We start from the raw sequence: 21943 nt of genomic DNA on the forward strand, positions 1-21943 counted from the left end.
TTGAAAGATCGCGCAGGACCAATGATGCATTCGCCAGTGGGTTCAAAGCTGCAGGCGCGCCGTCTGATAATCTTTGTACTTCACGCTCAGCATTCGCAAACAGATGACCGACCCTGCAGCAAGCATCGACACGACGCGCTTCGTCGAACTGAATGGCGCCGCTTCTTCGGTGCGCATCGAATATCAGTGGCTGAATCCGGAGCGCGCCGATGCGCCTATCGCAGTGTTCCTGCATGAAGGACTGGGCTCGATCGCGCTATGGAAAGGCTGGCCGCAAATGCTTTGCGATCGCCTGAACTGCAGGGGACTCGTCTATTCGCGGCCAGGTTATGGCCGATCCACGCCACGGCGCGCCGAAGAAAAGTGGCCGGTCGAGTTTCTGCATCTGCAAGCGCAAAAAGTATTGCCCGCATTGCTCGATGCGCTCCACATCGACGCACGGGAACGTGCGCGCATGTGGCTCGTCGGGCATAGCGATGGCGGCACGATCGCCCTGCTCTACGCCCGAGCATTTCCCGAATCGCTTGCCGGTCTCGCCGTCCTCGCTCCGCATTCGTTCGTGGAACCGATGACCGTGGAAGGCATCACAAAGGCGCGTGAAATGTATGAAACGACGTCGTTCCGAGAAAAGCTCGAGGCTTATCACGACGATGTGGATTCAGCCTTTTACGGATGGAACGATGCGTGGCTGAATCCCGCGTTCTTGCATTGGGACATCACGGAACAAATATCGTCGATCAAACGGCCATTGCTCGCCATTCAAGGCCTGGACGACGAATATGCGTCGATGCTGCAACTCGACAAGATCGCGGCGGCTGTCGGGCACGCGCAGCTCGTCAAGCTCCCGCAGTGCCGCCACTCGCCGCATCGCGATGCGACCGATGCAGTGAACGATGCGATCGCCGCTTTCGTGCGAACGCATCAGCAGTGAATCAGCGTTTGATCTTCAGATAAGCTCGGCTTATCGCGGGCCGCGTATGCACCCATAAACGCGATGCCAGCCACGAAGCCGGCCGGTCGCGCACTTCGAGCCGCTTGATCGTACGTTCGGTATCGTCGGATGCAGCGCGATCCAGCGGATTCGCGCCGACGTTCGTTCCAGTGTGGCATGTGTAGAAGTGCCTGAATCCCGCATTCAACGCGACTTCCCGATAGTCGTCGTCGTAATAACCTTGCGGCCAACACAGATGATCGGATACTTCGCCGAGACGCGTGCGCAGTGCGCCACGCGCGGCGCTCAGATCGTTCTGCAACGCCTTGCGTTTCTCGTCGCGCGAACCCGCAACCTGATCCCAGCGCACATGAGAATGCGTATGGCTATGAAATTCGAACGTGCCGGCTTCACGCATCGCTTCGATTTCGGACCAGCGCAGGATCACATCATCGGCGTATCCATTTTCGATTGCGCGCTCCCCCGCACGATGATCGAGCAATCTCGGCATCGTTGCCAAGTTATCCGATGCATTCGGACGAACGCCGCCTTCGCCGGGCCAACTGCTGACAAGAAAGCACAGCGCCGTAAAATCATGGCGCTTCAATACCGGATGCGCGTGCACCCAGTTGTCGAGATAACCATCGTCGAAAGTGATGACAAACGATTTCGCGGGCACGTCCTCGCCGCTCAGAAAACCTGCGAGTTGCGCCGCGCCGATGGTGCGATAACCCGCGCGCGCAAGGTAGTCCATTTGCGCGGCGAAGTTATCGGGCGTCACTGTGATCATGCCGGGCGATGTGCTGACGTGGTGGTACATCAGCACGGGAACGGCGCGTGCATACTTCGCGCTCATCTGCGATGACCTCGTTCGTGCAATGCGCGCTGATAGAAACTGGCCGTTTCGTCCGCCATATCGCTTATGGTGAAGCCACGTTCGGTGATGCGAAGGCTCTCGTCGCGCAGACGCTGGCGCAACGCCGGATCGTCGATCATGCGGACAATCGCCGCACGCAATGCAACGGGATCGTGCGGCGGCACGAGCAGTCCATTCACGTTGTCTTCGATCAGTTCCGGCACGCCATCGACATGCGTGCCGATGACCGGCAAGCCCGCCGCCATTGCTTCGATGAAAGCCTGGCCCAGCGCTTCTTGATGCGTGGGAAGAACGAATAGATCGGAACCGCGAAAGATATTGGGGATATCGGTGCGAAAGCCCAGCAGGTGAATGCGATCGGCGAGGCCGAAGCTATCGACGATTCCCTTGATGCGTTCGAACAAAGGACCATCGCCCGCCATCACAACATGCAGGTTGGGATGCGTGTCGACGAGCGGGCGCACTGCCGCAATAAGATCTTCATGTCCCTTCTTGTCGCGCATGATCGCAACCATGCACGCAACGAATGCGTCCTCACCGAGACCGAGTTCCGCGCGCAAAGTCGAATGCGAGACATGCTGAGGTTTCGGAATGCCATCGTAAATAGTCTGCACGCGCTTCTCCGCAACACCCGCCGAAATCAGATAGCGGCGCACGTAATGACTCACGGCGATCACGCGATGCGGAAGCCATGTATAAGTTGCGAGCGACGAGATGGGCAATGCCAGATGCCGCGTACGCACGATGAGCGGCGTGCGCGCCAGCCGCCCCGCCGCGCCGGCAACGAGACTGTCGTGGCCACTATGCGTGTTGAGCACGTCGAACGCGCGGCGACGCAGAAGCGCTTTGATGGCCAGAATCGATCGCATGTCGCCGCCACTGCGCATGCGCGCGTGGTGAACGGCGAACCCAAGTTCGGCGCAACGTTGCCCGAGCCGCGCATCGCTCGGGCAAATCAGCTCGACGGTATGGCCGCTTTCGCGCAACGCGACCATCTCCTTCAACGTCCGTATTTCTTGACCGCCCCATCCCTTCGAGGACTCGCTATGTAGGATCTTCAAACGCCTGGTCTCCACGTCCGACACATTCCTGTCGGAAATATTTCGTAATATTCACATTACCTTACTGGCCTTGGCGATTCGTAAAAAAACGCAAGGAATTTGATATGGCCTCGAACGAGGCTTATCGAAAGAAAGAATGCAAGCAGATGAACGCGCGCCGAAGTGGCGATCCGTCGATAACGATTCTTCGACGAAGTGAACCGAGTGCGTGAAAGGCTAACGGCTCACTTACGCGTTCGGTTGACTCGTAGCTGGCAATTTCGTCAGCTTAGCTATTCGGATCCTAGCGTGGAATTGGGGGATTCCGAACTAACCCGTCGGACATGCGGGTGCTTAAGCATGCGATAAGAATTGGGCCGATTGCGCAAACGTTTGATGCGCACGCGCTCAAGCAAGCCTTTTGGACGATAGCTCGACAACCCATCGCAACAGTAATTAGGCGCGTTTAGAACGAACCGCAACGCCGTCTTTCGGTCGATTTTTCTCGGCCGGCAAGCATCATTCGAGCGTGATAACTTCAACCGATATCCGGAGGAAAAAATCATGCTGCTCTCAGACAATGAACTGGCCCGCTTGCAATCCGTCGCGCCGTTTTTACGAAACGAAGCGCACGCGGCACTCGAGCTGGAAGCGAACTATGAAGTGACGATGGAGCTCGAATCGCATTTGCAACCGGGCCTGCGCATACGCGCGCCGGATTCGTCGCGGACGACGGCCGCTTCGGATGCGCCGCCTTACGCGCTCGATCTGTTCGTTGGCTTGCCGCTGAATGAGTTGCGCGCGCTCTCACATGCCGATGACGCTACACGCGAGGCCGAGATCGCGCGTTTCGGCGCGCGCTTCTCGCCGCGTCTTCTGCGCGCGATTGCCAGGATGGCGCCGCACGAGATCGATCTCGATGCCGGCGTGCAAAGCGAAGCCGGCACGCTTTCGGTCATGCTCGAAGAAGATTAAACGACGCCACTGCGATCAGTCATTCTTCGATGCCGCCTCATGCGCGCGCCGCAGCCGCTCCCGGCTGTTCGACAAATGCATCCGCATGGCCGCGCGTGCTGCTTCGGGATCGCGGCGTTCGATCGCATCGAAAATATCTTCATGCTCGCGATTCACGCGATCGAGATAGCCAGAAGGATCGTTATGCGCAAGCGCCGCCGAATTGACGCGCGTGCGCGGAATGATCGTGTTGCCGAGCTGGCTCAGGATGCTATGGAAGTAACGATTACCGGTAGCCTTCGCAAGCTCGAGATGAAAGGCCACATCGGCCGCGACCGCGCTGCCTTCGCCCGCTTCGATGAGCCGCTCGAATTCGTCGAGCGCCCGGCGCATCTGCGCGAGGTTTTCATCGGTGCGGCGCATGGCCGCGAGACCGGCCGCCTCGGCTTCGAGGCTGATGCGCAATTCGAGAATCGCCATCACGTCGCGCACGGTGAGATCGCCGGCGGCCTCGATCTGGAACCGCTCCTGATCGCCCGCTTCGAGCACGAATGTACCGATGCCGTGCCGCGTCTGAACGAGGCGCGCAGCCTGCAATCGCGAAATGGATTCGCGCACGACAGTCCGGCTCACGCCGAGTTGCGCCATGATTTCCGATTCGGTCGGCAGCTTGTCGCCGGGCTGAAGCGCGCCGCTGCGAATCCGCTCCGATAACTCGGCGACGACTTCCTCGGTGAGATTTCGGGAGCGGCGAAGCGCGCCGGACGCGAGTGCTTGGGACATTGAAAGGCCGATCTTTGTATGCTCGATGAGCAATTATAGGGCGCGGGACAGCTTGTACGATGACTATCGCGTTCCATCGAGGCAATTTCTAGAACCAATAATCGCTTCATTGAGCGAGCCGCATGACGCGGCGAGCTCTGTTCGACGCTGTGCCGGTCATGATGGAAATCCCTATCGAAAACGTCCGAATAGGGACAAAGCAAAGCGTTGATAAACCGTTCGTTGCGGCGTAAAGTTCATGTACCGCATGAAGTGAAACGCGCCCGCCAGACGGCATCAGCCGAACGTCGGCAAATATCCTTTTTGTCCGCGCATTGGCGGTTCGCTTCATCGTCCGGCTCGCGAGTCCATGCCGCATCCGTTGGATTCGCCATCGACTCGCGCAGTCGCGAGCCCGATCACAGCGGTTCACCGGTTAATCGCCACGCATGTCTATGCGTTGCACCACACGTCTTTCGCCTCTCGCGCAAGTCACTCATCGGACAGGCGCTCAACCGGTGGACATCCGTATTCACATTCGCAATTTTCACAGCGATACTGAGACGCGGCATCGAGGTTGGCAGGCAAGGAGACGAGCAAATGATGCGTGAAGTAAGCGGAGCGTTCTACGGCTCCCGTAAGCTGGATGAAGCACTCGAAGACCTGCGCGCGGAAGGAATCGCGGCCGACCGCGTGCGCGTGGCGAGCATGAGCGGCTTCGCGGATTTCCATACTTCGCAAACGCAGAGCAACAATGCGCAGACACAATGGATCGCGGCGGAATACGCGGGGCACGGGGAACATCTGGGCGTGGTAGATACGCACGACTATCCCTACGGACTCGACATGTCGAGCGACGACATCCTCCCCTCGTTCGGCGCGGACGGCGGCGACGCTGACGTGGCATGCAGCATTACACGCGTCATCGTGAGCATTCGCGACGAAGCGGAGATGCGGGCCGTTTGCGACATCTTCTCGCGCCTCGGCACCGACGATATCGACATCGAAAGCGTCGCGGTCTGATCGGCAACGCCCGCCGCTACGATCGGCCCGTCACTGGGTCGTCGTCGCGGGCTTCGCTTTCTTTTTGTGCTTGGAGTGGAAGCTGCCCGGGCGCGTACTGCCGGGCGTGGACGTGTTGTCGCCGCCGACGGTCGGCCCGGCCGTTGCCGCGCCGTGAGCGTTGCCCCTGCCCGATCCGCCATTGCCGTTGCCGCCCGACTGCGCCATCGCAACGCCCGACCCGCCTATCGTCACACCTGCCGTCAGCGCGACCGGAACCCGCACCGGCATTGTCCTCATTTTTTCCCTCGTCGATCAGGTTCACCACCGGTCTGAATGCAATCGCATGCATGATGCGTAATTCAAAATGCCATCTGGTATATGGCATGCTGCATGCGAATTCCTTACTTCCGCCGCCGCGCCCGGCCAGACAACCCGCCCGACTCATGGATGCCCGCAAAACCCAACGCGAATCCGCCTATCGCGACGATGCCGCGCCTGCATCGAGAGCAGGTTTCGTGCGCGTGCGCGGCGCGCGCGAGCACAACCTGAAAAACGTCGATGTCGACGTGCCACGCGACGCCCTCGTCGTCTTCACCGGCGTATCCGGTTCCGGGAAGTCCTCGCTCGCATTCGGCACGCTCTACGCCGAGGCGCAGCGCCGCTATTTCGAATCGGTCGCGCCGTATGCGCGGCGGCTCATCGAACAAGTCGGCGTGCCGCAGGTCGATTCAATCGAAGGCTTGCCGCCCGCCGTCGCGCTTCAGCAGCAGCGTGGCGCACCGAATGCACGCTCGTCGGTGGGCAGCGTGACGACGCTCTCCAGCCTCGTGCGTATGCTCTATTCGCGCACCGGCAGTTATCCGCCGAAGCAGCCCATGCTGTACGCGGAAGATTTTTCGCCGAACACGGTTCAGGGCGCGTGTCCCGTGTGCCATGGCCTCGGCCGCGTCTACGAAGTCACGGAAAAGTCGATGGTGCCCGACGACTCGCTCACGATCCGCGAGCGCGCCGTCGCGGCCTGGCCGCCCGCGTGGCACGGACAAAATCTGCGCGACATACTCGTGACGCTCGGCTACGACGTCGACACGCCGTGGCGCGACTTGCCGAAGAAGGATCGCGACTGGATTCTGTTCACCGAAGAGCAGCCGACGGTGCCGGTGTACGCCGGTCTCACGCCGAAAGAGACGCAAGCCGCGCTGAAACGCGGCGCCGAACCGAGCTATCAGGGCACATTCACCGGCGCGCGCCGCTACGTGCTGCATACCTTCGCGCACACGCAAAGCGCGCTCATGAAAAAGCGCGTGTCGCGCTTCATGGTCGGCAGCGATTGTCCGGCATGTCACGGCAAGCGGCTCAAGAAGGAAGCGCTATCGGTGACGTTCGCAGGGCTCGACATCGCCGAATTCGCGCGTCTGCCGCTCATCCGACTCGCCGATCTACTTGCGCCCATCGCACGCGGAGAATGGCCCGCCAGTGATGAAGCGCCGGCTCCCGCGCTCGCGAGGAAAGACCGCATCGCGGCGACGGCCGAGCGCGTCGCGGCAGGCGGCTCGGCGCACAAGGCCGCGCCGGACGTGCGTCGCACGGCCAATCTTTCCGACGAGAAACGCGCCGCCGCCGAGCGCATCGCGGCGGATTTGCTGGAGCGGCTCGGCACGCTCATCGATCTGGGCCTGGGCTATCTCTCGCTCGATCGCGCGACGCCGACGCTCTCATCCGGCGAACTGCAACGATTGCGGCTCGCGACGCAACTCGCGTCGCAGCTCTTCGGCGTCGTCTATGTGCTCGACGAGCCATCCGCGGGCTTGCATCCGGCCGACAGCGAAGCGCTCTTCGCCGCGTTGCAGCGATTGAAGGCAGCAGGCAATTCGCTGTTCGTCATCGAGCACGATCTGAACACCATGCGGCGCGCGGACTGGCTGATCGATGTCGGTCCGGCCGCCGGTGAGCGAGGCGGACATGTGCTGTATAGCGGGCCGCCGGAAGGCCTCGCATCGGTGGAGGAATCGCAGACGCGCAGGCATCTGTTCGCGCCGAAGCAAACGATCGAACGCGTCGCACGCGAACCGCGCGGATGGTTGCGGCTCGAAGGCATCACGCGCAATAACCTGCATGGCATCGATGCCGCGTTTCCGCTCGGCGCCTTCACGACCGTCACCGGCATTTCGGGCTCGGGCAAGTCGAGCCTCGTGAGTCAGGCGTTGCCGGAACTCGTCGCGGAGCGGCTCGGACGCGCGCTCGACGATGCAGAAGAAGACGAGCAGGACCCGCTCTTCGCTCGAGCCGACGCTTCGGCGGGCGGACGCATCGTCGAAGGCATGGAGACGATCCGGCGTCTCGTGCGCGTCGACCAGAAGCCGATCGGCCGCACGCCGCGTTCGAATCTGGCGACCTACACCGGCCTCTTCGATCACGTTCGCAAGCTCTTCGCCGACACGCCGGCCGCGCGCAAGCGCCGCTATGGCGCAGGACGCTTCTCTTTCAACGTCGCGCAAGGACGCTGCCCGACATGCGAAGGCGAAGGCTTCGTCAGCGTCGAGTTGCTGTTCCTGCCGAGCGTCTACACGTCGTGCGCGACATGCCACGGATCGCGCTATAACCCGCAGACGCTGGAAATCGAATGGCATGGGAAGAACATTGCGGATGTGCTCGGCATGACCGTCGATAGCGCATGCGACTTCTTCGCCGATGAAGCCAGCGTCATGCGCGCGCTCGCCGTGTTGCGCGACATCGGCCTCGGCTATCTGCGGCTCGGGCAGCCCGCGACGGAGCTATCAGGCGGAGAAGCGCAGCGCATCAAGCTCGCAACCGAACTGCAGCGCGCGCATCGCGGCGACACGCTCTACATTCTCGACGAGCCGACGACGGGGCTTCATCCCGCAGACGTCGATCGCCTGATGGCGCAACTGCAAGGGCTCGTCGATGCGGGCAATACGGTCGTCGTCGTGGAGCACGACATGCGCGTCGCATCGCTTTCCGATTGGATCATCGACATCGGCCCGGGCGCCGGTGAAGATGGCGGCCGGATCGTGGCGACGGGCACGCCGCAACGTATCGCCGAACATGCTGCAAGCCGCACGGCGCGTTATTTGAGCGACGCGCTGGCCTCAGGCGACCACGTGTCCTGAAGGGATGCCCTTGCGATAGACCTCATCGAACACGGCTTCGAGTTCCCGGTGCGTGCCACGCAATTCATCGACGACACGCTTCGCCCAATCGAAGTATTCGCGCTTTCTCTCATCGCTCCAGCCGGACGGCGGCGCGGCGAGAATATCGCGCAAATTGCAAATCTTATCGGCGAGTTTCACGAGCTTCGCGCCGTGACTGATATGCGCCGCGTGTTCGACCTGCAAACGCTTCCTTTCGGCCTTCGACAAGGACTTGTCGTCCGTCACTTCGTCGACGATGCGCCCGATCTCCGCGCCGAACCGCCGCACGAGTTCATCGCGCGATGTGTCCGTGTCTTCGATCGTGTCGTGCAATATGGCGGCGATCAGCACGCGCTCGTCTTCGACCCCGCCTTCGTTCGCGAGCACATGAGCGAGCGCGATCGGATGATTGATGTACGGCGACGCGTCCGCATCCTTGCGGCGCTGCTTGCGATGTTTGTCGGCCGCGAACGCGACGGCGTGGATGAGTTGATTCACTGGATGGCCTTCCGTGTCGTCTTTACCGGAAGTATAGGTCTTGCGCCGACGCGCCAGTCTCAATACAACCCGACCCACCTCCATACATAAAACCGCACGATACCAACCAGCTCATGCAACGCGCTGTTCGAATCGAACCATCCTCTTCGATGCGGACGCCACCACATGAACTGCGGACGAACATAAGCGACGGTCGGCTGCGGATGCAAACCGAAGGCTTCGAACGCGAGCATCGCGCGACGCATGTGAAGCGACGACGTTATCAAAACCGACGTATCGTAGGGCCGCGACCGCAGTATCTTCTCCGTATTGCGCGCGTTCTCATAAGTGTCGAGACTCTGATTTTCGAGGATGAGATCTTGGCGCTTCACGCCTGCGTCGAGAAGCAGGCTTCCATATAAGTCTGCTTCGCTTTGCTCGTGATGCTGCGGGTTGCCTCCGCTCATGATGACAAAACACGCCTTCTCCATCTCGACGCAACGCTTATAGAGCGACGCCGCAAGATCGATGCGCGTCATCGCGTCACCCTTGGGCACGAGACGCCGGTTATGGTCGTACCAGGTCCCCCCGCCCAGCACGATGATCGCCGTGCGCGGGCCGAACGTCGGATCCTTCATCGACGCGTAGTGATCGTTCGCGAGCCGCACGAGCGGCCCCGGAAACCAGCTTCCGAGCCCCCAGAAGACGATAGCCGTCATCACCAGAATCATGCCGCGCCGTTTTCTCCAAACGAGGAACAGCGCGATGAATAGAAGCAGCAGCGATATCAGAACCAATCAATTCACTCCGGAAAGTTATCGTTTCAAAATGCTTTCAGTGTACGCATCGTTTTTGCTTATCACTCATTCGACCATGCGAAGGAGTTACCTATTTATCGAATATGAAGCGCTGACGTGAGTGTGAATCATCGCATCCGATCGCGACGTGCTTGATATCGCACAAAACGATGCTTTCTCGACGAAGCCCTCCGTGCGCCATCGCACGGACGCATAGGCCCGCAAATTCGTTAAATACGATCAAACAATAGCTATAAGAAAACAGTGCGTGCGAGGGCTCTCGTGGAACCGTCTTCGCGAGACAACAACAACACCACTGCCGATTCGCACCGGGGTTAGCGACATTCGATAAGAACTCATCGTCGCGACCCGGGTTAGTTGCACCAATGGCCGGGTACAAGGGAAAACATAGACAATGAAAACTGAATTGCGCCGCATCCTCGCCGAGTCCGCTCGTCTCGACGTGCCCATCGATACGCTCGCCGACGGCGACGATCTCTACGCCGCCGGTCTCTCTTCGCTTGCCACGGTCCATGTGATGCTGGCGATCGAAGACGAGTTCGGCATCGAAATTCCCGATCACATGCTCACGCGCCGTCTCTTTTCGAGCGTCGATTCGCTCGCATCGGCGGTCGACGAACTGCGTCGTTCGCAGGCGGCAGCATGAACGCGCCCGCTCAGGAGCTTGAAGTCGCCGAGCTCGCGCAGAGCGCAATCTTGCGTAGCGAAAGCGAACTGATCGAAGCCGCGAAGCGCGTCGCGGCCGTTGCGGCCCAGTACGCCGACGCGGTCGATCGCGAAGCGCGCTTTCCCGCCGAAGCGGTTGCAGCGATGCGCAAGGAGCGTCTCTTCTCCGCGATGATCCCAACGGAATACGGCGGCGACGGTCTGTCGCTCACCGGCGTCGCGCGCTTGTGCGAGGCACTGGCGCAAGGCTGCGCATCGTCCGCGATGATCTATGCGATGCATCAGAGCCAGGTCGTTTGCATCGTCGATCATGGCGTGAACGTGCCGTGGCAGCGCGCTTTCCTTGCTCGCATGGTCAACGAACAGTTGCTGCTCGCATCGGCGACGTCGGAAGAGAACATCGGCGGCAACATGCGTACGAGCGCGTGCGCGGTCGATCTCGTCGACAACGCGTTTCGCATCGAGAAGCTCGCACCGACCATTTCGTACGGCAAGTATTCCGACGCCATTCTCGTGACGGCGCGCCGTCATCCGGACGCGCCGCCCTCCGATCAGGTGCTGATCGTCGCGCCGCGCGAAACGTTCACGCTCGAGCAGCGTGGGACGTGGGACACGCTCGGTATGCGCGGGACATGCAGCGAAGGACATCGACTGGTCGCGAGCGGCATCGCGGAACAGATTCTGCCGACGCCGTTCTCGAAGATCGCCGACGAAAGCATGCTGCCCGTATCCCATACCTTGTGGTCGTCGGTATGGTGCGGCATCGCGAGCGACGCGGCGAATCGCGGGCATCAGTTCTTCCGCAATCAGGCGCGCGGCAAGCCCGCGTTGCCGCCTTCGGCCGCGCGCCTTTCGCAAGTGCTCACGCTCATCAAGATGATGCAGGCGCGGCTGCGCGAATCGCTCGCCAATGTCGAAGCGGCGCAGGCCGAACGCGCGGCGCGCAAGGCGAACCAGAGCAATGACGACGACGCACCGCTCGCGGCGTCGATCGGCATCAACGCCGATCTGAACATGCTCAAGCTGGCGATCTCGCAGTCGGCTTTGCATGTCGTGCAAGAGACGCTGATGATCTGCGGCATGGCGGGCTACAAGAACGACACGCCGTTCAGCGTGGGGCGCCATCTGCGCGATCTGCATTCGGCGCCGCTCATGATCAGCAACGATCGCATCGAATTGAACACGGCGAACCTGCTGCTTGCGCAGCGCGCCGCAACGGGGACCATTTGACGATGAACATGCCGACGGAACAGGCCGCCATGATGCAGGCCGAAGCACAAGCACAATCACAAGAGACACAGGCACCGTACGACAAATCGGACTTGACCTTGCGCGATCGCCTGATCGAAGCGGGCATTCTGCTCGATACCGGCGAAGACGGTCTCTATGGCCGCAGCGAAGTATTCGAGGATGTCGTCGAACGGCTCAATCAGGCCATCACGATGCTCGGCGCGGATCAACACGCGGAAGTGCTGCGCTTTCCGCCCGCGATGCGCCGCCGCGATTTCGAGGACAGCGAGTATCTGAAGAGCTTCCCGAATCTGGCGGGCACGATCCACTCGTTCCAGGGCAACGATCGCGGGCATCATCGCCTGCTCGAAGCGCTCGACAAGATCGTGCATATCGGTGAAGAGGAAGAGCGCTCCGACGAATGGATGGATCAGCAAAAGCCGACGCGCCTCGTGCTCACGCCGGCCGCGTGCTATCCGATCTATCCGCTCGTCGCGAAGCGCGGCAATCTCGCGGCTGACGGCGCGATCTTCGATGCGTTCTCGTACTGCTTCCGCCACGAGCCGTCGATCGATCCGGGCCGCATGCAGATGTTCCGGATGCGCGAATACATCCGCGTCGGCAGCCCCGAGCAAGTGATGGCGTTCCGTCAGAAGTGGATCGACCGCGGTTCGCTGCTCGTCAATCTGCTGCAACTGCCTTTCGAAATCGATCTCGCCAACGATCCGTTCTTCGGTCGCGGCGGCATGATCGTCGCCGATAGCCAGCGCGCGCAGCAACTGAAGTTCGAACTGCTCGTGCCCGTCGCGACGCCCGACCGTCCGACCGCGTGCCTGTCGTTCAACTATCACCAGGACCACTTCGGCGAGCTGTGGCACATCCGTCAGGCCGACGATCAGGTCGCGCATACCGCGTGTGTCGGTTTCGGCATGGAGCGCACGACGCTCGCGCTCTTCCGTCACCACGGTCTCGATGTCAAGGCGTGGCCGGAGAAAGTGCGTCAGTTGCTTTGGGGCGACAAGGCGCCGCTCATCGAGGAAGGCCTCGCGAACCTGGGAAACAAGGCATGAACGCACGCTCGCCGGCAGAAGCCGTGACCGACACGTCCATGCCTGCGGACACCGCCTACATCCAGCACGCGCTGCATCGCGAAGAGCGCGTCTGGCTGGAGACGAACTGCTATGTCGACTTGTGGATCGAGTTGCTGCATCACTACGGCTGCGATCCGCATGCGGCGCTCGGTTTCACGGTGACGCAGGCATTCGAGGGCGATCAGTTCACGTTCCCGAAGTTCTCGCTCGACGATATCGCGCGGCTCTATGGCCTGCAGGCGCAAGAGCTCGCGATCTACGACACGCTGGAAGCGCACGTACGCGAGCAGACGCGCCGCGGGCAGATCGTGGTGGTCGAGATGGACTCGTACTATCTGCCCGACACACGCGCGACCGCGTATCGGCAGACGCATACGAAGACGACCATCGCGATCGACGCCATCGACACGGAAGCGAAGCGCATCACGTACTTCCATAATGCGGGTTACTTCGCGTTGGCGGGCGAGGACTACGATGGCGTGTTCCGTCTGATGCCAGGCCTCGCAAGCGATGTGCACGCGCTCTTCCCGTACGTCGAGTTCGTGAAGCGCGCGCGTGCACCGCTCGAAGGCGATGCGATGGTGCAACGCTCGGTCGAGCTGCTCAAGCTGCGTCTCGCGGAACGTCCCGCGGTGAATCCCGTTGCGCAATGGCGCGCGGAATTTCCCGAGCATCTGCGTGCGTTGCTCGAACGCGATCCCGCGTACTATCACCTCTACACGTTCAACGTGATGCGTCAGCTCGGCTCGAACTTCGAGTTGCTGTCGAAGTATCTCGGCTGGCTGAACCGGCACGGCGTGGAAGTATCGAGCGATATTCAGACGAGCGCTCAAGCGATCGCGAGCGAAGCGATGGTCATGCAGTTTCGACTCGCGCGCGCCCGCATGCGCTCGCGCTCGGACCTGTGCGAAGACTGCCTCGATTCGATGCAGGCTTCGTACGACAAGGTTATCGAGCCGCTCGCCGCGCGCTTTCTGTGAACGCCGAAGCCGCGCACATGCCGCGCGGCTTTGGCGTCGTTCTTCGCATTCCATCGACGAGGTAGGTTCATGCACGACCAGTGCGCGCACGCGGCGCGGCGTCTTTCAGAAGGCTGGCAATGCGTGAGCACGCCCGCCGGCTCATGCGCGATGCCCGCATCGCTCGACACCGTCACGCAGTGGATCGACGCGCCCGTGCCGGGCACGATCGCATCCGCATTGCGCGCGCAAGGCGTCAGCGATGAAGCGCTCGCGCAGCCGTTCGCGCATTCCGATCATTGGTATCGCGTGAAGCTCGCGGGCGACGGCAAGCGGCGCTTGCGCTTCAATGGGCTCGCGACCATCGCCGAAATATGGCTCGACGATCGCAAGCTGCTCGAATCGGATTCGATGTTCGTCGCGCACGATCTCGACGTCGAACTCAACGGCGAGCATACGCTTCATCTATGCTTCCGTTCGATCGCGCCCGCGCTTGCCGCCAAACGCGGACGTGCGCGCTGGCGTCCGAAGCTCGCGCAACCCGCCACGTTGCGCAACGTTCGCACGACGCTGCTCGGGCATATGTCCGGATGGTGTCCGACGATTCAACCGGCGGGTCCGTGGCGCCCCATCGAATTGATCGGCGAAACGCGCGCGTGCATCGACAACGTGGATCTGCGCACGAGCATCGACGGCAACGATGGCATGCTCGATGTCACCGTGCGCTACTTTCATGCACAGGAACAGGCGCCGGTTCGCATCGAATGTGGCGACGCGCACGCCACGCTGGAATGGCACGACGCGCGCACGCTCAAAGGCCGCGTGCGCGTGCCCGATGTGCGCTTGTGGTATCCGCACACGCATGGCGAGCCATCGCGCTATGCCGTGAAGCTCGGCGATATCGATCTCGGCGAAGTCGGCTTTCGCACGATAGAAGTCGATCGTGGTGTGGACGGCCGAGGCTTTCAGCTCGTCGTGAACGGCGTGCCTGTATTCGCGCGCGGCGCGTGCTGGACATCGGCCGATATCGTCGCGCTCGATGCGCCGCGCGAGAAACTCGAGAACGTCTTCCGCCTGATTCGCGATGCGGGCCTGAACATCATTCGCGTGAGCGGCATCACGCTCTATGAATCCGACACGTTCTACCAACTCGCCGACGAATACGGCGTGCTCGTGTGGCAGGACTTCGCGTTCGCGAACTTCGATTATCCGGACGACGAAGCATTTCGTGAGAGCGCGCAACGCGAAGCCGAGCAGTTCCTTTCACGCACGCGACGCTTCGCATCGCTCGCGGTGCTGTGTGGCGGAAGCGAAGTGCATCAGCAGGCGGCGATGCTCGGCCTGCCCTTCGACGCGTATCAGCAGCGCCTCTTCACCGAACTCTTGCCGAATGCGATTGCAGCGCAGCGGCCCGACGTCGCGTATGTCGTGAACTCGCCGAGCGCGGCGCCCGGCGACAAGGAGTCGATGCCTTTCGGCACGCGCGGCGGCATTACGCATTACTACGGCGTGCCGGCGTATCAGCGCCCGTTCGACGATGTGCGTCGCGCGCAAGTGCGCTTCGCCTCCGAATGTCTCGCGTTCGCCAACGTTCCCGACGATGTCGCCCTGCGCGCGATACCGAATGCGCGCGCGCACGAACCGCGCTGGAAAGCAGGCGTGCCGCGCGATCCCGGCTCGGCGTGGGATTTCGACGATGTACGCGAGCATTACATGCGATCGCTCTATCGCATGGACGTGCCGCGTTTGCGCTATGAAAATCCCGAGCGCTATCTGGAACTGTCGCGCGCGGTCGTCGCGGATGTGATCGGCGCGGTGTTCTCGGAATGGCGTCGCGAAGGATCGAGTTGTGCGGGGGGCATCGTATGGAATCTGCTCGATGTGCGTCCGGGCGCGGGCTGGGGCATCATCGACGTTCTCGGCGCACCGAAGAGCGCGCTGCATGGACTCGCGCGCGTGCTTCAACCCGTGCAGGCGTTGATCCTCGATGAAGGTCTCGACGGACTCGACGTTCATCTCGTCAACGATACCGCGCGCGAGATTCGCGCACGGGTCGAACTGGCGTGCCTGCGTGAAGGCGCGATCAAGGTCGCGAGCGGTTCGCGCGATGTCGTATTGCAACCGCGCAGCGTGCAACGTGTGTCGTCGAATGCGCTGATCGGCGCATTCTTCGATATCGCATATGCGTATCGCTTCGGCCCGCGCGCGCACGATGCGACGCATGTCGTTCTGCGCGACGCGGACACGAACGAAGTGCTGTCCGAAGCGTTCCACTTCCCCGATCCGTCGATTGGGGAGCGGCGCGATATCGGCTTGAGCGTCACCGTCGAGAAGGACGACGAGGGCTTCAGTCTCATTGTCGAAACGGCGCAGCTCGCGCGCTGGGTGCATATCGCCGATCCGAACTACTTCGCACGCATCGACTGGTTTCATCTCGCGCCGGGAAGCACGCGTCGCATTCCGCTCGTCGCGCGGCACGGGAACGTGAGCGCCGCGCCCGAGGGCGATGTATTCGCGATCAATGCGATTCGAAGCGCGACGTATCGCGCTTCGTGATGCGCGCGCGTCAGCGGCCGAATGCTTCCGTTTCGATGCGCCGTCCGGTGAGGAATGCATCGGCGACGAGTCGCAGCGGTCGCACATCGACATCGCTCGTTTTCGTTTCGATGAGCGTGTGAAAGTGCTCGTACAGCGCGGGATATTCGCGCTCGGCTTCGACATCGATCTCCTTGCCCGCGATCGACAGACGCTTGCCGCCTTCGCGCATCGAGAGGCGGCCCGCGTCCGTTTCGATGTCGATGTCCCATTCCTCGACGGGACCGTGACGCCAATCGAACACCGCGCGCACCGGCGCGCCGTTCGTCGCGACGCAATCGAGTTCGGCGGCGATCGGCGTGGATGTATCGGCCGGCATCGTGAGCGTGGCGGCGCGCAGCGCGACTTCATGCGGCAGGATGCGCGTGACGATCGATAGCGCGTTGATGCCCGGATCGAATACGCCGAGACCGCCCGGCTCCCAGATCCATTGCTGCCCCGGATGCCAGCGCCGCACGTCTTCCTTCCATCGCACTTCTACCGAGCGAATCGCGCCCGGTTCCTTCGACGCGAGCCAGGCGCGCGCCGGTTCGACTGCGCTCGCCGCGCGCGAATGCCACGAGGCGAAGAGCGTGCAGCCGTTCGCGCGTGCAACGTCGCGCAATGCTTCGACTTCGCTCACGCTCGCGCCTGGCGGCTTTTCGAGCATGACGTGCTTGCCTGCGTCGAGTGCGGCGAGCGCGTGCGCATAACGCACTTGAGGCGGCGCGCAGAGCGACACTGCATCGACCGACGGCTCGGCGGCGAGCAGCGCGCCGATATCCGGATAGTTGCGCACGCCTTCGACGCTTGCATTGCGGCTCGCGCACGCGACGAGTTCGAACCCCGGCTGCGCAGCGATCGCGGGCAAGTGCTGATCCCGCGCGATCTTGCCGATGCCGACGACGGCGAGCTTGTGTACGGCTTTCATGCGAATGTCTCCTCCTTTCCGTGGAACCGCATCACGTTTCCGCGTGACCGCGGCCGAACAGCGTGGCCCAAAGCGTTTCATGCTTCGGCTTCGTTATTTTCAGAAATAAACCCTCTACGCAAATCTGCGCCAGATTCTCATCGACCCCGATGCCCGTTCCCGTGACCGTTTGCATCGAACGACGTCTCGATATGCGGCGTTTCCTGAACCGCGCCGCGCAAAGGCAGCGAGCATGCAACCCACTTTTCGGGATTGTGTAGAGGTCGAACCCCTTGAGACGCTTATCCGAATCTAACACCATCGATAGCGTTCCCGCAGTAATGACATACACCGGCGGATGGATATCGCAGCGCCGGTCGATCTCTTCGCTTAGGTTGACCGTCTTTCGACGGAAGTGGACGAAGCCGCATACTCGATTGCGCAGCGCACAGTGAAGCAATCGCTGTCCCATTGCACTGTCGCACTGGAATCAATATGCGCCGTGGTATGAACGGTGGGCTGCTTCATAGGATGTGTCTGTAAGCGAAGTGAAGAATGGTGTAGTCGCGCTCTCGAACGACGGTAAGCGGCGACTCTATACGCCTCTCGCTTATCGCGATTCGCCCGTCGAGCGCATAGATGCGCGATACGCCCGCGTTTTCCTCGCGATAGTCAATGACGGCATCCAGCTCCGCGTCATAGATTGGCTTCGCATTGAAGGGCACGGACGGTGGACGGATTTCGAAGCGACCCACCTCAATCGGCTTCTTTGCAGGCTTCCAATCGAACGACGGCTCGTCTCTGCTATACGGCAACGACGATTGCATATTCTGACTCTCGAACATAGCGAGCTAACAGAATACTTTCCCATCCGAATTGATTCGTCACTTGAAGTTACGGTGACAAATCCGCGATACAGCTTCCGATTCGTCACCTCGCGATACCCTATCGCCCGCTCACGCAGTCGCCGCCACCTCCACCGGCGCGCGATAACTTTCGATCAACCGTTCGCGCTTCCTCGCGACGGCCGCGATGTTGCGCTCCTTCACATGCCCGAAGCCGCGGATTTCATCAGGTAGTTTCGCAAGCTTCAACGCGGCATCGCATCGTCGCGCATCGAGCGTCGCAACGAATTCATCGACGAGCGCAATGTAATCCGCGATCATCCGGCGTTCGGTGCGGCGCTCTTCCGTCTTGCCGAACACATCGAACGATGTGCCGCGCAAACCCTTCATCTTCGCGAGCACGCGAAACGCCGGCAGCATCCACGCACCAAAACGCTGCTTCACGAGATGGCCACGCTCGTCGCGTTTAGCGAAAAGCGGCGGCGCGAGATGGAACATCAGCTTGTAATCCCGGCCCGGTTCGCCCTCGAACTGCTCACGCAGCTTGTCGAGATACGCGGGATCGGCATAGAGACGCGCAACTTCATACTCATCCTTATAAGCCATCAGCTTCGCGAGATTCACCGCGACGGCGCGCGTAAGGGGTAACTTCGCGTTCAGCAGCTTTTCCTTCTCGCGAATGCGCTCGACGACATCGCGATACGAACGCGCATACGCTTCGCTCTGATACGCCGCGAGCAACGCTTCGCGCGTCGCGATCACGCTCTCCAGCGACTCCGGCATCTTCACGATGACCGCGCGCTGCGTGGACTTGAGCAGATCGCCGGCGCCGTTCTGCGCAACGAAGCGGCCCCAGTTGAACGCGAGCACGTTCTTCTCGACGGCCACGCCGTTCAGTTCGATCGCGCGCGTGAGGCTCGCGAGTTCGAGCGGCAACCAGCCCTTCTGCCACGCGAAACCAAGCAGCAGCGGATTCGAATAGATCGTGTCGCCGAGCAGTTTCAACGCGAGCGCATTGGCATCGACGAACTCGCATCCCGCGCCGATGCTCTCCGACAACGCCTGCTCCGTCTGCGCAGCGGGAAAGGTCCATTGCGCATTCGTGACGAACTCGGCGGTCGGCGTCGCGCCGCTGTTGATCGCCGCGTGCGTGATGCCGTGACGCGTGCGCGACAGCACATCGTTCGATGCTGACACGATCGCATCGCAACCGATGACGAGCCGCGCTTCGCCCGTTGCGATACGTGTCGCATGCAGCGCTTGCGGCTTCGGCGCGATCTGCACGTGACTCAGCACCGCGCCGCCCTTCTGCGCGAGACCCGCCATATCGAGCACGGTCACGCCCTTGCGTTCGATATGCGCGGCCATGCCGATCAATCCGCCGATCGTCACCACGCCCGTGCCGCCAACGCCCGTCACGAGAATGCCGTAAGGCTTCGACAAGGCAGGCAACGAAGGGATCGGCAGATCATCGAAGTCCGGCTTCACGCCTGCGGCCGCCTTGGGCTTGCGAACCTGCGCGCCTTCAGCGGTGACGAAACTCGGGCAAAAGCCCTTCACGCACGAGAAATCCTTGTTGCACGAAGACTGGTTGATCTTGCGCTTCGTGCCGAGCGGCGTGTCCATCGGCTCGACCGACAGGCAGTTCGATTGCACCGAGCAATCGCCGCAGCCTTCGCAAACCGCATCGTTGATGAACGCGCGACGCGCCGGATCGGGATACGTGCCACGCTTGCGGCGACGGCGCTTCTCCGTCGCGCAAGTCTGGTCGTAGATGAGGATGGTCGTGCCTTGCGTATCGCGCAACTCGCGCTGAATGTGATCGAGCTCATCGCGATGATGCACGTTCACGCCCTGGGGCAACGCAACGTTCGCATCGTATTTCTGCGGCTCGTCGGTCACGATGACGATGCGCTTCGCTCCTTCCGCATAGACCTGATGCGCGATCTGCGGCACCGTCAATATGCCGTCGACGGGCTGGCCGCCGGTCATCGCAACCGCATCGTTATAGAGAATCTTGTACGTGATGTTCGCGTTCGCCGCAATCGCCGCGCGCACCGCGAGCAGGCCCGAATGGAAGTATGTGCCGTCGCCGAGATTGACGAAGACGTGTTTATCGCCGGAGAAATGCATCTGGCCGATCCACGCGACGCCCTCGCCGCCCATCTGGCTGAACGTCTCGGTCTTGCGGTCCATCCACATCGACATGTAATGGCAGCCGATGCCCGCGAGCGCGCGCGATCCTTCGGGCACGCGCGTCGATGTGTTATGCGGACATCCCGAGCAGAACCATGGCTTGCGCTCGACATCGACGCGCGGCTTGGTCGCCTCGCGCTCTTTCGCTTCGATCGTTTCGACGCGCGACAACATGCGCGCACGCACGTCTTCGGGAAGATCCGCGCGCGCGAGACGACGCGCGATAGCCTTCGCGATCAACGCGGGCGATAGCTCGTAATGCGCCGGCAGCAACCAGTCGCCGCGCGGCACAGACCATTCGCCGCCTTCGTTGTCGCGCTCGTCGAACTTGCCGTAGATGCGCGGGCGCACGTCTTCACGCCAGTTATAAAGCTCTTCTTTCAGCGCGTATTCGAGAATCTGCCGCTTCTCTTCCACGACGAGAATCTCTTCGAGACCGGTCGCGAACGCGCGTGCGTCCTGCGCATCGAGTGGCCACACGCAGCCCACTTTCAGCACGCGCAGGCCGATCTGCGCGCAGGTGTCATCATCGAGACCGAGATCGACGAGCGCCTGACGCACATCGAGATACGCCTTGCCCGCCGTGATGATGCCGAAGCGCGGCTTGTCCGAATCGATGACGACGCGATTGAGCTTGTTCGCACGCACGTAGGCCAGCGCCGCGTACCACTTCTCGTCGAGCAGACGCGCTTCCTGCGCGAGCGGCGAATCTGGCCAGCGAATGTTGAGGCCGCCTTCGGGCATCGCGTAGTCGTCCGGCGTGACGATCTCCACGCGATCCGGATCGAGATCGATCGATGCCGTCGATTCGACCACATCGGTCACGCATTTCATCGCGACCCACAGGCCCGAATAGCGGCTCATCGCCCATCCGTGCAGACCGTAGTCGAGATACTCCTGTACGTTCGACGGATACAGCACCGGAATGCCCGCCGCGATGAACGCATGATCCGACTGATGCGCGACCGAGGACGACTTCGCCGCGTGATCGTCGCCAGCGAGGACAAGCACGCCGCCATGCTTGTCGGTGCCTGCGGAATTCGCGTGCTTGAAAACATCGCCGGTGCGGTCGACGCCCGGTCCCTTGCCGTACCACATGCCGAACACGCCATCGCGTGTCGCGCCCGGCCACAGATTGATCTGCTGCGTGCCCCAGATCGACGTCGCCGCGAGATCCTCGTTCACGCCCGGCTGAAACACGATGTCGTTATTCTTCAGATGCGCCTTCGCCTTCCATAGCGACTGATCGAGCGCACCGAGCGGCGATCCGCGATAGCCCGAAACGAAGCCCGCCGTGTTCAGCCCCGCCTTGCGGTCGCGCGCTTTCTGCAACATCGGCAGACGCACGAGCGCCTGCGTGCCGCTGATATAGACGCGGCCTTTCTCCAGCGTGTATTTATCGTCGAGCGTTACGGTTGCAGCGGCTAGTGCGGCGCGATCGGGTGCGTTCATGAGGGCA

At 61.7% G+C, this 21943-nt stretch carries 19 protein-coding genes; 9 read left to right on the forward strand and 10 right to left on the reverse strand.

Annotation, left to right across the window (positions count from 1 at the left end; all coding sequences use genetic code 11):
* Positions 1-103: 103 nt before the first annotated feature.
* Positions 104-931 carry an alpha/beta fold hydrolase gene (locus NCS02_RS21525; RefSeq protein WP_250503298.1) on the forward strand — a complete coding sequence of 276 codons (828 nt, stop codon included), beginning with the start codon at positions 104-106 and terminating at the stop codon, positions 929-931.
* Between the two features lies 1 nt (position 932).
* Here the strand turns inward: NCS02_RS21525 and NCS02_RS21530 are convergent, their stop codons facing one another.
* Positions 933-1787: a polysaccharide deacetylase family protein gene (locus NCS02_RS21530; protein ID WP_250503299.1), complete on the reverse strand. Its 855-nt coding sequence runs from the start codon at positions 1785-1787 to the stop codon at positions 933-935.
* On the reverse strand, positions 1784-2869 hold the full coding sequence (locus NCS02_RS21535; protein WP_175981077.1) for a glycosyltransferase: 1086 nt from the start codon (positions 2867-2869) through the stop codon (positions 1784-1786). The genes NCS02_RS21530 and NCS02_RS21535 overlap by 4 nt, the downstream gene beginning before the upstream one ends.
* 543 nt (positions 2870-3412) lie before the next feature.
* Between NCS02_RS21535 and NCS02_RS21540 the strand changes: the two genes are divergently transcribed.
* Positions 3413-3823, forward strand: coding sequence for a hypothetical protein (locus NCS02_RS21540; protein WP_250457341.1), 411 nt, complete (start codon positions 3413-3415; stop codon positions 3821-3823).
* A gap of 15 nt (positions 3824-3838) precedes the next feature.
* Here NCS02_RS21540 and NCS02_RS21545 read toward each other — a convergent pair whose 3' ends face one another.
* Positions 3839-4585, reverse strand: coding sequence for a FadR/GntR family transcriptional regulator (locus NCS02_RS21545; RefSeq protein ID WP_008348324.1), 747 nt, complete (start codon positions 4583-4585; stop codon positions 3839-3841).
* A gap of 579 nt (positions 4586-5164) precedes the next feature.
* Between NCS02_RS21545 and NCS02_RS21550 the strand changes: the two genes are divergently transcribed.
* Complete coding sequence (locus tag NCS02_RS21550) at positions 5165-5587, forward strand: hypothetical protein (protein ID WP_008348325.1); 423 nt, start codon at positions 5165-5167, stop codon at positions 5585-5587.
* Between the two features lie 30 nt (positions 5588-5617).
* Here the strand turns inward: NCS02_RS21550 and NCS02_RS21555 are convergent, their stop codons facing one another.
* Positions 5618-5866: a hypothetical protein gene (locus tag NCS02_RS21555; RefSeq protein ID WP_502800893.1), complete on the reverse strand. Its 249-nt coding sequence runs from the start codon at positions 5864-5866 to the stop codon at positions 5618-5620.
* 146 nt (positions 5867-6012) lie between these two features.
* Here NCS02_RS21555 and NCS02_RS21560 point away from each other — a divergent pair, with 146 nt between their 5' ends.
* Entirely contained in the window at positions 6013-8697 is a 2685-nt protein-coding gene (locus tag NCS02_RS21560; protein ID WP_250503300.1) for an excinuclease ABC subunit UvrA, read from the forward strand.
* Here NCS02_RS21560 and NCS02_RS21565 read toward each other — a convergent pair.
* Both NCS02_RS21565 and NCS02_RS21570 read right to left on the reverse strand, forming a co-directional pair.
* Positions 8677-9216 carry an HD domain-containing protein gene (locus tag NCS02_RS21565; protein WP_008348331.1) on the reverse strand — a complete coding sequence of 180 codons (540 nt, stop codon included), beginning with the start codon at positions 9214-9216 and terminating at the stop codon, positions 8677-8679. The genes NCS02_RS21560 and NCS02_RS21565 overlap by 21 nt on opposite strands.
* 59 nt (positions 9217-9275) lie before the next feature.
* Positions 9276-9992 carry a YdcF family protein gene (locus NCS02_RS21570; protein WP_175981084.1) on the reverse strand — a complete coding sequence of 239 codons (717 nt, stop codon included), beginning with the start codon at positions 9990-9992 and terminating at the stop codon, positions 9276-9278.
* A gap of 415 nt (positions 9993-10407) precedes the next feature.
* Here NCS02_RS21570 and NCS02_RS21575 point away from each other — a divergent pair, with 415 nt between their 5' ends.
* The 5 genes from NCS02_RS21575 (at position 10408) to NCS02_RS21595 (ending at position 16515) form a co-directional block, all read left to right on the forward strand.
* Complete coding sequence (locus tag NCS02_RS21575) at positions 10408-10659, forward strand: acyl carrier protein (RefSeq protein WP_008348335.1); 252 nt, start codon at positions 10408-10410, stop codon at positions 10657-10659.
* Positions 10656-11909 carry an acyl-CoA dehydrogenase family protein gene (locus tag NCS02_RS21580; RefSeq protein ID WP_175981087.1) on the forward strand — a complete coding sequence of 418 codons (1254 nt, stop codon included), beginning with the start codon at positions 10656-10658 and terminating at the stop codon, positions 11907-11909. The genes NCS02_RS21575 and NCS02_RS21580 overlap by 4 nt, the downstream gene beginning before the upstream one ends.
* 2 nt (positions 11910-11911) lie before the next feature.
* Positions 11912-12979, forward strand: a complete 1068-nt coding sequence (locus tag NCS02_RS21585) for an amino acid--[acyl-carrier-protein] ligase (protein ID WP_033536223.1) — start codon at positions 11912-11914, stop codon at positions 12977-12979.
* The gene (locus tag NCS02_RS21590) at positions 12976-13980 is read left to right on the forward strand and encodes a DUF1839 family protein (protein ID WP_008348339.1); all 1005 of its coding nucleotides are present in this window, start codon (positions 12976-12978) and stop codon (positions 13978-13980) included. Before NCS02_RS21585 ends, NCS02_RS21590 begins: the two co-directional genes overlap by 4 nt.
* Positions 13981-14049: 69 nt before the next feature.
* Positions 14050-16515 (forward strand): glycosyl hydrolase 2 galactose-binding domain-containing protein, encoded by a 2466-nt coding sequence (locus NCS02_RS21595; protein ID WP_250503301.1) that lies wholly within the window; start codon positions 14050-14052, stop codon positions 16513-16515.
* Positions 16516-16525: 10 nt separating this feature from the next.
* Here the strand turns inward: NCS02_RS21595 and NCS02_RS21600 are convergent, their stop codons facing one another.
* The 4 genes from NCS02_RS21600 to NCS02_RS21615 all read right to left on the reverse strand — a co-directional run bounded on the left by NCS02_RS21600 (position 16526) and on the right by NCS02_RS21615 (position 21936).
* The gene (locus NCS02_RS21600; protein ID WP_250519974.1) at positions 16526-17464 is read right to left on the reverse strand and encodes a Gfo/Idh/MocA family protein; all 939 of its coding nucleotides are present in this window, start codon (positions 17462-17464) and stop codon (positions 16526-16528) included.
* 31 nt (positions 17465-17495) lie between these two features.
* Complete coding sequence (locus NCS02_RS21605; RefSeq protein ID WP_250503302.1) at positions 17496-17915, reverse strand: hypothetical protein; 420 nt, start codon at positions 17913-17915, stop codon at positions 17496-17498.
* Positions 17916-17967: 52 nt separating this feature from the next.
* Positions 17968-18270, reverse strand: coding sequence for a hypothetical protein (locus tag NCS02_RS21610; RefSeq protein WP_250503303.1), 303 nt, complete (start codon positions 18268-18270; stop codon positions 17968-17970).
* Between the two features lie 129 nt (positions 18271-18399).
* Positions 18400-21936 (reverse strand): indolepyruvate ferredoxin oxidoreductase family protein, encoded by a 3537-nt coding sequence (locus tag NCS02_RS21615; RefSeq protein ID WP_250523285.1) that lies wholly within the window; start codon positions 21934-21936, stop codon positions 18400-18402.
* Positions 21937-21943 lie beyond the last annotated feature (7 nt).

Origin of the sequence: Caballeronia sp. NCF2 (assembly GCF_023631205.1) — a bacterium.
Lineage (GTDB): Bacteria > Pseudomonadota > Gammaproteobacteria > Burkholderiales > Burkholderiaceae > Caballeronia > Caballeronia zhejiangensis.